The sequence below is a fragment of the Escherichia sp. Marseille-Q3837 genome (genome assembly GCF_916618735.1).
Classification (GTDB): domain Bacteria; phylum Pseudomonadota; class Gammaproteobacteria; order Enterobacterales; family Enterobacteriaceae; genus Escherichia; species Escherichia ruysiae.
This window is the reverse complement of the sequence record NZ_CAKAKC010000001.1, coordinates 1,773,418-1,786,669: the sequence shown is the minus strand read 5'-3', so window position 1 is coordinate 1,786,669 and position 13,252 is coordinate 1,773,418. Positions and strand designations below refer to the sequence as shown.

Sequence of the window (13,252 nt, the reverse complement as noted above, 5' to 3'; positions counted from 1 at the left end):
TAAGGCCGTGGCTGCGGAAAGTTCCGGTTTACACCCTGCCGTCGCTGTGCTGCAATCTTGCCCCCAACAACAATGAATTCGGTGACCATGCAAGCGTCGCAATTTTCAGCCCTGGTTCTGGACTGGTACGATAAATACGGGCGAAAAACTCTGCCCTGGCAAATTGACAAGACGCCCTACAAAGTATGGCTCTCAGAAGTGATGTTGCAACAAACTCAGGTTGCGACCGTTATCCCCTATTTTGAACGCTTTATGGCGCGCTTCCCGACGGTGACCGATCTCGCCAACGCGCCGCTGGACGAAGTTCTCCACTTGTGGACCGGGCTTGGCTATTACGCCCGCGCGCGCAATCTGCATAAAGCGGCACAGCAAGTTGCCACCTTACACGACGGTAAATTCCCGGAAACCTTTGAGGAAGTCGCCGCGCTGCCTGGCGTCGGACGCTCCACTGCAGGCGCGATCCTCTCGCTTTCTCTGGGTAAGCACTTTCCGATTCTCGACGGTAACGTCAAACGCGTGCTGGCTCGCTGCTATGCTGTAAGCGGCTGGCCAGGGAAAAAAGAGGTCGAAAATAAACTGTGGAGTTTAAGCGAGCAGGTTACGCCCGCCGTCGGCGTGGAGCGGTTTAATCAGGCGATGATGGATTTAGGCGCGATGATTTGTACGCGCTCGAAGCCGAAGTGTTCGCTCTGCCCGCTACAAAACGGGTGTATTGCCGCCGCCAACAATAGCTGGTCGCTTTATCCGGGCAAAAAACCGAAACAGACATTACCGGAGCGCACCGGCTACTTTTTGCTGTTACAGCACGAAGATGAAGTATTTCTGGCGCAGCGTCCGCCGAGCGGATTGTGGGGCGGTTTATACTGTTTCCCGCAGTTTGCCGACGAAGAAAGTTTGCGGCAGTGGCTGGCGCAACGGCAGATTGCTACTGATAACCTGACGCAACTCACCGCGTTTCGGCATACCTTCAGCCATTTCCATTTAGATATTGTGCCTATGTGGCTTCCCGTGTCGTCATTCACCGGTTGCATGGATGAAGGCAATGCGCTCTGGTATAACTTAGCGCAACCGCCGTCAGTTGGTCTGGCGGCTCCCGTGGAGCGTTTGTTACAGCAGTTACGCACTGGCGCGCCGGTTTAGCGCGTGAGTCGATAAAGAGGATGATTTATGAGCAGAACGATTTTTTGTACTTTCCTGCAGCGTGAAGCAGAAGGTCAGGATTTTCAGCTATACCCCGGCGAACTGGGAAAACGCATCTACAACGAGATTTCCAAAGAAGCCTGGGCGCAGTGGCAGCACAAACAAACCATGCTGATTAACGAAAAGAAACTCAACATGATGAATGCCGAGCACCGCAAGCTGCTGGAGCAGGAGATGGTCAACTTCCTGTTCGAAGGTAAAGAGGTGCATATCGAGGGCTATACGCCGGAAGATAAAAAATAAAAACAGTGCCGGAGTACGCCTCCGGCAACTTGCATAAAAACAAACACAACACGCACCCGGAATGATGAAAAAATATCTCGCGCTGGCTTTGATTGCGCCGTTGCTCATCTCCTGCTCGACGACCAAAAAAGGCGATACCTATAATGAAGCCTGGGTCAAAGACACCAACGGTTTTGATATTCTGATGGGGCAATTTGCCCACAATATTGAGAACATCTGGGGATTCAAAGAGGTGGTGATCGCCGGTCCTAAGGACTACGTGAAATACACCGATCAATACCAGACCCGCAGCCACATCAACTTTGATGACGGTACGATTACTATCGAAACCATCGCCGGGACAGAACCTGCCGCGCATTTGCGCCGGGCAATTATCAAAACGTTGCTGATGGGCGACGATCCGAGTTCGGTCGATCTCTATTCCGACGTTGATGATATTACGATTTCGAAAGAACCTTTCCTTTACGGTCAGGTGGTGGACAACACCGGGCAGCCGATTCGCTGGGAAGGTCGCGCAAGCAACTTCGCGGATTATCTGCTGAAAAACCGTCTGAAGAGCCGCAGCAACGGGCTGCGTATCATCTACAGCGTCACCATTAACATGGTGCCGAACCACCTTGATAAACGTGCGCACAAATATCTCGGCATGGTCCGCCAGGCGTCACGGAAATATGGCATTGATGAGTCGCTGATTCTGGCAATTATGCAGACTGAATCTTCCTTTAACCCGTATGCGGTCAGCCGTTCCGATGCGCTGGGATTAATGCAGGTGGTACAACATACTGCCGGGAAAGATGTGTTCCGCTCGCAGGGGAAATCCGGCACGCCGAGCCGCAGTTTCTTGTTTGATCCTGCCAGCAATATTGATACCGGCACTGCGTATCTGGCGATGCTGAACAATGTTTATCTTGGCGGCATTGATAACCCAACGTCGCGGCGTTATGCCGTCATCACCGCCTATAACGGTGGTGCAGGCAGCGTATTACGCGTCTTCTCGAACGATAAAATTCAGGCTGCCGCTATTATAAATACTATGACGCCGGGCGATGTTTATCAGACGCTGACGACCCGCCATCCGTCTGCGGAATCTCGCCGCTATCTCTATAAAGTGAACATGGCACAGAAATCTTATCGCCGCCGATAATTTCACCTTTGCCTCTGACAATACTCCGAGGCAAAGTGTTATACGCATCACAATTTCGCTCTGCAAGTTGAGATTATTTGCAATTATTTGCCACGGGTAACAAAAAAACAGTCAGTGAAGTTGATAGAATCGCATCATCTTGCACGGTCAAATGTGCTTTTTGAAACACTCATCCGCATCATGATGTGAGGAAATTAACATGAATCTTAAGCTGCAGCTGAAAATTCTCTCTTTTCTGCAGTTCTGCCTGTGGGGAAGTTGGCTGACGACCCTCGGCTCCTATATGTTTGTTACCCTGAAGTTCGACGGTGCTTCTATCGGCGCAGTTTATAGTTCACTGGGTATCGCCGCTGTCTTTATGCCTGCGTTGCTGGGGATTGTGGCCGACAAATGGTTAAGTGCGAAATGGGTTTACGCCATTTGTCACACTATCGGCGCGATCACGCTCTTCATGGCGGCGCAAGTCACCACGCCGGAGGCGATGTTCCTTGTGATATTGATTAACTCGTTTGCCTATATGCCAACGCTTGGGTTAATCAACACTATCTCCTACTATCGCCTGCAAAATGCCGGGCTGGATATTGTGACGGATTTCCCGCCAATCCGTATCTGGGGCACCATCGGCTTTATTATGGCGATGTGGGTGGTGAGCCTGTCTGGCTTCGAATTAAGCCACATGCAGCTGTATATTGGCGCAGCTCTCTCCGCCGTTCTGGTGCTGTTTACCTTTACGCTGCCGCATATTCCGGTTGCTAAACAGCAAGCGAATCAGAGCTGGACGACTTTGCTGGGGCTTGATGCATTCGCGCTGTTTAAAAACAAGCGTATGGCGATTTTCTTCATCTTCTCGATGTTGCTGGGTGCGGAACTGCAGATTACCAACATGTTCGGTAATACTTTCCTGCACAGCTTCGACAAAGATCCGATGTTTGCCAGCAGCTTCATCGTGCAACATGCGTCGATCATCATGTCGATTTCGCAGATCTCGGAAACTCTGTTCATTCTGACCATCCCGTTCTTCTTAAGCCGCTACGGTATTAAGAACGTAATGATGATCAGTATTGTGGCGTGGATCCTGCGTTTTGCGCTGTTTGCTTATGGCGACCCGACTCCGTTCGGTACTGTACTGCTGGTGCTGTCAATGATTGTCTACGGCTGCGCATTCGACTTCTTCAACATCTCTGGTTCAGTGTTTGTCGAAAAAGAAGTCAGCCCGGCAATTCGTGCCAGTGCGCAGGGGATGTTCCTGATGATGACCAACGGCTTCGGCTGTATCCTCGGCGGTATTGTGAGCGGTAAAGTGGTTGAGATGTACACCCAAAACGGCATTACCGACTGGCAGACCGTATGGCTGATTTTCGCAGGTTACTCTGTGGTTCTGGCCTTCGCGTTCATGGCGATGTTTAAATACAAACACGTTCGTGTCCCTGCGGGCACACAGACTGTTAGCCACTAATTACGCAAAGAGAAACGGGTCGCCAGAAGGTGACCCGTTTTTTATTCTCACTTCAACACATAACCGTACAACCGTTTCATGCCATCCGCATCGGTTTCGCTATAGACACCTTGTAGCTCCGGCGAAAACCCCGGCAGCAAATTCACGCCCTCTTCCAGCGCAAGGAAATAACGCTGAACCGCTCCACCCCAGACTTCCCCCGGCACCACGCAAAGCACGCCAGGTGGATAAGGCAACGCCCCTTCTGCCGCAATTCGCCCTTCGGCATCACGAATCCGCACCAATTCCACTTCACCGCGAATATAGGCGCTATGCGCATCCTGCGGATTCATCACCACTGACGGGAAACTCTGCTGGCGGAACATCGCTTTTTGCAGGTCTTTGACGTCGAAGCTGACATACAAATCGTGCATCTCCTGACACAACTGGCGCAAAGTGTAGTCGCGGTAGCGTACCGGATATTTGTTATAAACACTCGGTAGCACCTCAGCCAGCGGCGAATCATCCTCAATATGCTGTTCAAACTGCGCCAGCATCAACACCAGTTGAGCCAGCTTCTCGTGACTTTCAGCCGGCGTTAATAAGAACAGAATGGAGTTGAGATCGCATTTTTCCGGCACAATGCCGTTCTCACGCAGATAATGCGCCAGAATCGTCGCCGGTACGCCAAAATCGCTATATTCACCGGTTTCGGCATTGATTCCCGGCGTGGTCAGTAATAGCTTGCACGGATCAACAAAATACTGGTCTGCGGCATATCCCTCAAAGCCGTGCCACTTTGCTCCTGGCTCAAAGCTGAAGAAACAGCGGTCACTGGCCAACACTGACGTCGGATAATCCTGCCACAATTTGCTATCGACAACGGGCGGAATAAACGGACGGAACAGCTTACAGCGCGCAAGAATCGCCTTGCGCGCTTCAATCCCCAACTCAACGCACTCAGCCCATAGCCGACGCCCACTCTCCCCTTCATGGATTTTGGCATTGACGTCCAGCGCGGCAAATAGCGGATAGAACGGACTGGTGGAAGCATGGAGCATAAAGGCATTATTCAACCGCTTATGTGGGCAAAAACGCGCCTGCCCGCGAATATGGTTATCTTTTTTATGGATCTGCGACGTCTGCGAGAATCCCGCCTGCTGTTTATGCACCGACTGGGTAACAAAGATCCCCGGATCGTTTTCGTTAAGTTCTAACAGCAGCGGCGAGCTATCCGCCATCATCGGGATAAACTGTTCATAACCAACCCATGCGGAATCAAACAGAATGTAATCGCACAGATGCCCAATGGTATCGATCACCTGACGAGCGTTATAGACAGTGCCGTCATAGGTTCCTAACTGAATGATTGCCAGGCGAAACGGGCGCGATTGCTCAGCTTTTTCTGGCGCAACGTCGCGAATTTGCTCGCGCAAATAATCTTCATTAAAACAGCGCGCATCAATACCGCCGATAAAACCGAACGGGTTACGCGCGGCCTCCAGATACACCGGCGTCGCACCTGCCTGAATCAACGCGCCGTGATGGTTCGACTTATGATTATTGCGGTCGAACAGCACCAGATCACCCCGCGTTAGCAACGCATTCGTCACCACTTTATTCGCTGCTGAAGTACCGTTAAGAACAAAATAGGTTTTATCGGCATGAAAAACTTTGGCTGCGAATTTCTGCGCATCCTTCGCCGAGCCTTCATGAATAAGCAGATCGCCCAGTTTCACATCGGCATTACACATATCGGCGCGAAAGACGTTCTCACCAAAGAAATCGTAAAAATGGCGTCCGGCAGGATGCTTTTTAAAGAACGCACCATGTTGATGCCCAGGGCAAGCAAAAGTGCTGTTGCCCATCTCAACGTACTGCGTCAGCGTGTCATAAAACGGTGGCAGCAAATTCTCTTCATACTGGCAAGCAGCAGACTCCAGCACCAGCCACTGCTGCTCGTTACCGTTGATAATCGCCGTAACGCCCGCAGGCACTTCAACAGCATTGTCAGAATACAAAAACACCGGCAGATGAAAACCGGTTCGCTTAAGTAACGCAAGAATGCCACTACGACTATCCGCAGCGGTAATGACGACTGCCGCGACGTCCGTAAAATCAGTATCTTCCAGCGCCACCACGCGACGATGGGTAGAAAGTCGGGAAACCAGTTCATTACTGGCGGCAATACTCATTGATTTCATAAACGCAAAACCCGTTTCGGGGAGGTAAGAATATCGGACAAGGTGAAAAACCTTGCCCCATGAGATGGGGGTCAAACTGGTCACCAGCTCCGACCGCCAGACATCAGTAAAAGCAGAAACGCTCTGATTTTACTGTTGTCCTGCAGTGAGCGTGCGTTAACTTCACCGCATGAGCAGTAACATGGAAAGGGAATATTTTCGCGCAAAACGGCGAGGAGCGAGAGAATGTAAGGAGGTGGCATGCATCAGGCAAACTCCGTACAGAGAGGAGAAAATTCGCGCAATCATGGCACCTTTCGCTAAAGCGTGCAAGCCAGGACTTTGCGTCCAGGCAAGCTATAAACGGGGCAAAAAGTTCATAATAAAAAAATCAAACAATACAGTTAACAGGAACTCTTGTGGTCATCGGCCCTTTTATCAACGCTAGTGCAGTATTACTGGGTGGCATTCTCGGCGCACTGCTTAGCCAACGTTTACCGGAACGTATCCGCGTCTCAATGACATCGATTTTTGGTCTGGCATCGTTGGGGATTGGTATTTTACTGGTGGTGAAATGCGCCAACCTTCCGGCGATGGTTTTAGCAACGCTACTTGGCGCTCTAATCGGCGAAATGTGTTTGCTGGAGAAAGGAGTCAATACAGCGGTTGCCAGAGCGCAAAATCTGTTTCGCCACTCGCACAAGAAGCCAGCGCATGAATCATTTATTCAAAATTTTGTTGCGATTATTGTCCTGTTTTGTGCCAGCGGTACAGGGATCTTCGGCGCGATGAATGAAGGAATGACCGGCGATCCGAGTATTTTAATCGCCAAGTCATTTCTTGATTTCTTTACGGCGATGATCTTCGCCTGCTCTCTGGGGATTGCGGTATCAGTGATTAGCATTCCATTGCTCATCATCCAGTTAACACTGGCCTGGGGAGCCGCGCTGATATTACCGCTAACGACACCGGCGATGATGGCGGACTTTAGCGCCGTAGGCGGTTTATTGCTTCTGGCGACCGGTTTGCGCATCTGTGGCATTAAAATGTTCCCGGTAGTCAACATGCTTCCAGCACTGCTTCTGGCAATGCCTCTTTCCGCCGCCTGGACCGCCTGGTTTGCCTGAAATGTGTGTAATAGCGGCAAAGTGATGATAGATTGTGCAGTCTGCCGTAAATTGAAGAAATTTGATTGACGAGACGAGGCGAATCAGGTTTAATGCGCCCCGTTGCCCGGATAGCTCAGTCGGTAGAGCAGGGGATTGAAAATCCCCGTGTCCTTGGTTCGATTCCGAGTCCGGGCACCACTATTCATAAGGCCTCGCTGAAAAGCGGGGCTTTTTCTTTTTCTGGCTACGATAAATTTCTGGTCGTTGTTACAGATCATTCATAACCATTCACACCTTTTAACTTCGAAGCATTCTGTTTAATGTCGGCATACCTGGCGATAAGTTGTTTCAGGCGCATCTCTGCCTGAGCCCCTGCGGCAGGAGGGAGTGGCTGCCCTACCGGCGATTGTGCCAGTATCCGCAGTTGTTCTTCAGCCGGTATGGATTGGTTAAATAGCTGCATAGCGGAATAAACAACTGATTTCAGTTCACTGACCGTCATATATTTCCCCTTATGCTCATCCAGTCCGTTCAGTCGTTCACTCAGTTTCTGTAGCGTCATCATTCCCTGATGCCAGCCATTCAGGTTTCCTGTCGGCAATGCGGCAACATTAAGTTGTTGCTGCCACTGTTGCATCAGAGGTTTTGCCCGCTCCGGCCAAATCGACTGGGCTTGTTCGACAAGTTGCCAGCCTCGGGTAATGAGCCAGTCCGGTGGTAGCTTGTCCAGAAGTGCAAGTTGCTGCTGTGTTTGCGTTATTAAAGTTTGTGGCAAGGGAGATTGCTGCCGCAATATATCCAGTTGTTCAGGCGTGAGTATTGCGGGTAATGGAGTTAAAGAGGCAGTAAGCTGGGCTTGTAATGGATCCGACCGGTGAAAATATTGCCAGCCCCATACCATTGCTGCACTTATCATCAGCATGGAACACATCCCAGCAACAAAAGATTTCCACCTTTTTACTGGCGCGGGTATTGCCGGGAGCACCTCTACGTTCGGTTGTGTAACATACACCCACTTCACCGTACCGCCTGGCCTTCGGGGATCTTCAAACAGGCTTTCAGCATGGGAACCTATTGATATATCGGTTCTATTTATTACTGTGGCAGGCGACACTATACCAGACCGAATTGTCGTCCCTGTGCTGGTTGTACCATCGCTGCTTTCCAGGCTGACAGCGTTGTTGTGTATCAGGGCACGCAAAGTATCCAGTTGGCTGAGATGCCTAAGCTCCAGACGCTGTAATACTTCCCCCAGACGGGTAAGCAGTTGTTCTGCCCGATACAACTGACCAAGGTCGCTGTATATCAGCGGCAGCGAGCGTATACGTTGCTGCAAACGCTGACTCAGATTACTCAGGATCTCCATTCGAACGTGAACAGGCTGCGGCCAGAGCACGCCCCACTCATGACTTATCAGAGCCTCCAGTATTGCCAGACCTTCATTGAGACCGAATAATCCAGCCAGTTGCGTACGAGCCAGCGTATACCAGGCTGCCGTCTGCAGCTCTACACCATTTTGATCAAACAGTGAAAGACAAAGTTTCTCGACATAATGCCAGTTCACATCCGGACGCGCCGGATGTGTAAGCTTATTCAGTTCATCGCGCAGGGCAGCATAATCCGGTAGCGTGCGCGGGTCACCGCCGGTTTTGATTTTACGTGGGGTAATGTCATTCATGACCTGTTGTCCATCTGACGTGCTTGCGGTTATAGAAGACTATCGTTTCTGCGGCATATTCAGAGCGTTGCCGAATTAAGGAAGAAACATTACATACGGGTTGTCGTGTCGAGATACTGTTGTTGCTTCAAATGCCTCAACAGAACTCGACCTTCGGGTACAAATTCGGTGCTATAACGCACCAGGCCAATACCTTTAAGTTCAGCATCAATGGCATAGCACAGCTCACCGGGAATCTCTTGTTCCAGCAAAACAACGGTTATTTTTTGCAGGCGTGGCTCATATTTGAGCAGTACAGCAGATAATGCCCCCATAAGTTCATGCGCCATACCCGGCATCCCCTGAAGGATTTTGGTCATATCCGGCAGACCGTAGTCAGGTAAATGCGCCAGCGTACCGGCACGACAGTTAAGAATGCGCTGCATATTGTCCAGCACTGAGAGGATCGTCTGGTTCTGCTCGCTAACCTGATGCAGATCCAGCCCTCCGGTAAAATTCCCAAACAGGATTTCATACAATGACGGATGGGGAGTGTCATTCATCTTTCAGCACCTTCAGAGTCAGTTGGTTGCTTCCTGCTTCAATGATTCGGGCTTTATCCGGGTCAAGATCGTCACGGCTTAACACCACCCGCCAGCTGTTACTCACCTGATCCGGCGACATAAACATGCCCGCCACCGCCACATACTGCGCACTTTCCTCCATCGGCATATCAACCATCACTGCCCCACCCGGCTGCAGGCGGATATCTTTCTCCGCCACCAGATCAGCCTTAATAGCCTGACTGTCAGACTTAAACAGCGAAGGGTAATCCGTGCTGTCGAAGGTTTTGCGATCCTTGAGCTGGTAAATGCGCACCACTATGGACAGCGCCACTTCACTGGCATTGAGGTTCAGCGCCTCGCGTGCCCGAATATCCAGATGCAGGGTTTTCACCTGTTTATAAAAAATCGATTTTGTCACGGCGACAGTGCCGTCCGTAATGCTCTGGGTCAGGCCACACCCAGCCAGCATCAGTGTGATGCCCGTAGTCAGCGCAACCAGGGGAAATTTACCAGCGATAATCGCCATCTTCATCGGTCTCCCTGCGGTGAATATTTTCCTGTACCCGCTCATAGCGGCCAAGATTGATGGTTATTGTTTTACTGTATGTAGCAGTGTCCGCCACACTCAGTGGACGCATTACGGCTGTACGCCCTAATTGCACTGCACCGACTTTAGGCTTGCTGTTCATTGTGGCATCCGGTAGCAGGCTACGGTCGACACACAACTGCAGGCGGACATCAAGGCGTGAGCCAAGATAGACATGCAGCAGAGCCATTAAATCTGTATGAAGCTCACTACCGGGTAACCAGCCCTGCACTTCAGCCGGGTCCGTCGTGGTAAGGCGCATCAACACCCGGCTGTTAACGTCAGTGGCATAGTTGCCCATCACTGGGCGATTTATCAGAGTGGAGGGATTACTCACGCTCATGGTCAGCGTTTTTTTCAGTGGCACCCGGTGTTTGTCGTGATGCCAGATTTTCGCCTGTGTATTGGGTGCCAACAAACGCACCAGAGAGGCCATACCTTCCGCAGTACGCCCCGGTAGCAACATCACCGGCAGCAACGCCAGAAAGCGTGAGGCGGGAGCGGCGATACTGTCGGTGCAGCCGTCAATCCCAAGCCCAGCCAACCCCAGCAGATACTGCGATATTTTGTCCTTACCGCCTTCTTTAAAAGTGGCCGGGTACGAGTATTTACGCCAGATGCGGTAGTATTGGGCAATCAGCCGATGGTTGAAGATATCGAGGAAATCGCTGGTGGCTTCGTACCCTTCGCGGCGTTGGGTGATGTCATCGATATAGTGCGTCGGCAATGGAGATTCCACGCCGTAAAGCCCCATAAATGTGATGCGTACCGTTGGGGGTAAGTGCGGATACTCAGGTAATTCCACACCTTTGATTTCAGAGGCCGGAAACCCCATCCCCGGATGCGGGCGAAAGCGCACCTGTTCATGTCGTACCTGCCAGGTACTACCGGTGACCGGTTGATCCGGTTGGCTTTGCTCCAGCAACTGGCAGAAGCGGTAAAAATTCATATACGACAGCCGGTCACCCCACTGTGCAATTAACCGGGCAGGCGCGGGCTGTGGTTCTCTTTCCACCGGATGCATTTTCCTTCTGGCTGGATAATGAGGGTAAGCTGGTTAAATTGGTTCATATCGGCATAGAGCACAAAGAAACGGTTAAGCATCTCACCAAACAAATGAATATCGCCCTCGCCCGTAAACCCGTTGTTGTCGAGCGTCACTTCAATATCCAGCCCTCGTAACAGGAAGCCCTGCTCGAACCGCTGCAGACGATGATGAGCCACATGCTGAATCGCCTCCAGACGCCGGATGTTCAGTTCATCATCTTGCCAGTTGTACAGCGCAAGCGTTCCACGCAGCACTTCAGCGGTACTCATCATGTTGAGGAACCCTGATCCCAGGTGGCTCAGTACTCGCCAGTGGAAACGGTCTTCAGCGGGCGGGTAAACCGGCAGCGTTGGCTTGCAGAGGTTGCGCACTGAAAGCTGCGTATCCACGACCTGCTCACAGCGGTCAAGCAGTGTACTCTGCAGCGCCCGGCGCGGCAGTTGACCGTTCGTGCCGGTGATTTGCAGCGACACAACTTCACGCTCGACAAGTCGATCATCTTCCCACTGATGCCCCCCAAGAATTAACCAGGTGTCATACAGTCCGGTCACGCTGCGCTTAACGCGCGTATGGTAATAGCGCGGAGGCGCATGGCGACGCATCATCCCCCCTTTGTGGCGGAAGCTGCTGAACGGAACATACTCTGCGTCATTGGTTCGGTTTGAACCGGTAACCGAATCCACAGCATAAATCTCGGTATGCCCGTCCTGCAGCCGTTTAGGACGCAGCAGATATTCACTTTCAAGTCCGGTGATGATGAGCGGATCAGCCTCCAGGGTAAACAGGTTAATCACCGGTACGCAGTGGAGGCGAATGGCATCATCGGTGACTGGCAGATCAGGCGGCCACGGTGTACTGAGCACCACTTCAATGTCGAAATACTCCGCCCCGGCAGGAGGTGTGATCCCCTCCAGGCCGTTGAGATGGACGAACATAAACTTATCCCGGAAGGTAAAGTATTCCAGCAGCAACTGATAGCCGCTGAAAGCACTATCGCCTTTCGGCCACAGACGGTCTTCTTCGGCAAACCCGCCCGGCGAGAAATACCCGTCAAGGCGGATACGATCAGTCTGACCGGGCAGGCGCATATACAACGCCGCCTGGCGTTTCGTTAGCATCAGGTGCAACTGGCTACTGACCGGAGCATCAGCCCCAAGATACAGGCTCAGGCAACTAAGATCAGCATTCGACCAGTCCGCCTGGCTGCTGCAGGCAAAGCGTATCCGTAGCAGCGAGCGACCGTCAGGTTCGGTGGTCATAGTGATGCCTGAAACACTGAGGGGATTGAGCATCACATCCTGCGTGGTACGGTAACGACAAACGGTGTTCTTCGGTCCTACTGGTCGGGAATACACTTCAAGACCTGCAGGCACCACTTCCGCCATTTTCATGGCGTGTAGCGCCGGGGTGAGTGCCACGACTGAAAGTGAAGGAATAGTGCGCAGATAGTGTGGCCAGAGCATACTGACCAGCCCTTCAGTAAGCTCAGGCAGGTCGTCGTCAATTTTTTCACGCAGCCGCCCCATCGAAAAGGCAAAGCCTTCAAACAGACGTTCGACATACGGGTCCGGTGTACCGGCTTTATCCATGTCCAACATCGCAGCCCGATCAGGATGAGTTTGTGCGAACTCTTTCGCCGTCTCACGAAGGTAGCGCATTTCCGCATCAAAATAGCGTAGTGTTAGATCTTTCATAAAAGAATGGCTCAATATATAGAAAAGAATGTTCCCTTCCCTAAAAGGGAATGCTATCTCACCACTTTGAGGGGAATGAGAGAAATGGGTTTTATCTTCTCATTTAACATTTCAAATCCGGCAGATATTTTTCTGAACATATTCCCCACCCAATATCTTAAAGCCAGCTCAAAATATATATTTCCGCCGACCGCCAGACATATTTCTGGGATAAATAGCGATATCTGACCATCGATAACCTTCAGTATTGAGAGCACAAAAACAGACAATTCCATCAGATGAACTAACCTTAACCTCCTCTTCTGGCATGATTCCATCTCCAGAACCAGGACAACCCGTAAGGATGAATAAACAGATATCAATAAAAGATGTATAAGCCAGAGATTT

General features: G+C 51.3%; 12 protein-coding genes and 1 tRNA gene. 6 read left to right on the top strand and 7 right to left on the bottom strand.

Annotated features, from left to right (window positions below):
- The first annotated feature begins 87 nt into the window (after nt 1-87).
- From mutY to nupG, 4 genes are all read left to right on the top strand, one after another.
- The gene (mutY, locus tag LG381_RS08335) at nt 88-1,140 is read left to right on the top strand and encodes an A/G-specific adenine glycosylase (protein WP_225762262.1); all 1,053 of its coding nucleotides are present in this window, start codon (nt 88-90) and stop codon (nt 1,138-1,140) included.
- A gap of 27 nt (nt 1,141-1,167) precedes the next feature.
- Nucleotides 1,168-1,443, top strand: coding sequence for an oxidative damage protection protein (locus LG381_RS08330; protein ID WP_000091700.1), 276 nt, complete (start codon nt 1,168-1,170; stop codon nt 1,441-1,443).
- 64 nt (nt 1,444-1,507) lie between these two features.
- Nucleotides 1,508-2,587: a membrane-bound lytic murein transglycosylase MltC gene (gene mltC, locus LG381_RS08325; protein WP_225762975.1), complete on the top strand. Its 1,080-nt coding sequence runs from the start codon at nt 1,508-1,510 to the stop codon at nt 2,585-2,587.
- 199 nt (nt 2,588-2,786) lie between these two features.
- Nucleotides 2,787-4,043, top strand: coding sequence for a nucleoside permease NupG (gene nupG, locus LG381_RS08320; RefSeq protein ID WP_001049787.1), 1,257 nt, complete (start codon nt 2,787-2,789; stop codon nt 4,041-4,043).
- Between the two features lie 47 nt (nt 4,044-4,090).
- Here the strand turns inward: nupG and speC are convergent, their stop codons facing one another.
- Together speC and LG381_RS08310 are read right to left on the bottom strand one after the other, a co-directional pair.
- The gene (gene speC / locus LG381_RS08315; protein ID WP_225762261.1) at nt 4,091-6,226 is read right to left on the bottom strand and encodes an ornithine decarboxylase; all 2,136 of its coding nucleotides are present in this window, start codon (nt 6,224-6,226) and stop codon (nt 4,091-4,093) included.
- Between the two features lie 162 nt (nt 6,227-6,388).
- A complete protein-coding gene (locus tag LG381_RS08310) occupies nt 6,389-6,472 on the bottom strand; it encodes a hypothetical protein (protein WP_212741836.1) in 84 nt (27 codons plus the stop codon).
- Nucleotides 6,473-6,624: 152 nt separating this feature from the next.
- On the opposite strand from LG381_RS08310, the gene LG381_RS08305 reads away from it, so the two are divergent.
- Entirely contained in the window at nt 6,625-7,332 is a 708-nt protein-coding gene (locus tag LG381_RS08305) for a DUF554 domain-containing protein (RefSeq protein WP_000234488.1), read from the top strand.
- Nucleotides 7,333-7,436: 104 nt separating this feature from the next.
- Nucleotides 7,437-7,512: transfer RNA gene (locus LG381_RS08300), tRNA-Phe, on the top strand.
- Nucleotides 7,513-7,588: 76 nt separating this feature from the next.
- Here the strand turns inward: LG381_RS08300 and LG381_RS08295 are convergent.
- From LG381_RS08295 to tssF, 5 genes are all read right to left on the bottom strand, one after another.
- Nucleotides 7,589-8,992: a VasL domain-containing protein gene (locus LG381_RS08295; protein WP_225762260.1), complete on the bottom strand. Its 1,404-nt coding sequence runs from the start codon at nt 8,990-8,992 to the stop codon at nt 7,589-7,591.
- A gap of 89 nt (nt 8,993-9,081) precedes the next feature.
- Nucleotides 9,082-9,534 carry a type VI secretion system baseplate subunit TssE gene (gene tssE, locus LG381_RS08290; RefSeq protein WP_001000321.1) on the bottom strand — a complete coding sequence of 151 codons (453 nt, stop codon included), beginning with the start codon at nt 9,532-9,534 and terminating at the stop codon, nt 9,082-9,084.
- Nucleotides 9,527-10,063 (bottom strand): type VI secretion system lipoprotein TssJ, encoded by a 537-nt coding sequence (tssJ, locus tag LG381_RS08285; RefSeq protein ID WP_024165233.1) that lies wholly within the window; start codon nt 10,061-10,063, stop codon nt 9,527-9,529. Before tssJ ends, tssE begins: the two co-directional genes overlap by 8 nt.
- Nucleotides 10,044-11,147 carry a type VI secretion system baseplate subunit TssG gene (tssG, locus tag LG381_RS08280; RefSeq protein WP_137598319.1) on the bottom strand — a complete coding sequence of 368 codons (1,104 nt, stop codon included), beginning with the start codon at nt 11,145-11,147 and terminating at the stop codon, nt 10,044-10,046. Before tssG ends, tssJ begins: the two co-directional genes overlap by 20 nt.
- Nucleotides 11,102-12,865 (bottom strand): type VI secretion system baseplate subunit TssF, encoded by a 1,764-nt coding sequence (gene tssF / locus LG381_RS08275; RefSeq protein ID WP_225762259.1) that lies wholly within the window; start codon nt 12,863-12,865, stop codon nt 11,102-11,104. The genes tssG and tssF overlap by 46 nt, the downstream gene beginning before the upstream one ends.
- Between the last annotated feature and the right edge of the window lie 387 nt (nt 12,866-13,252).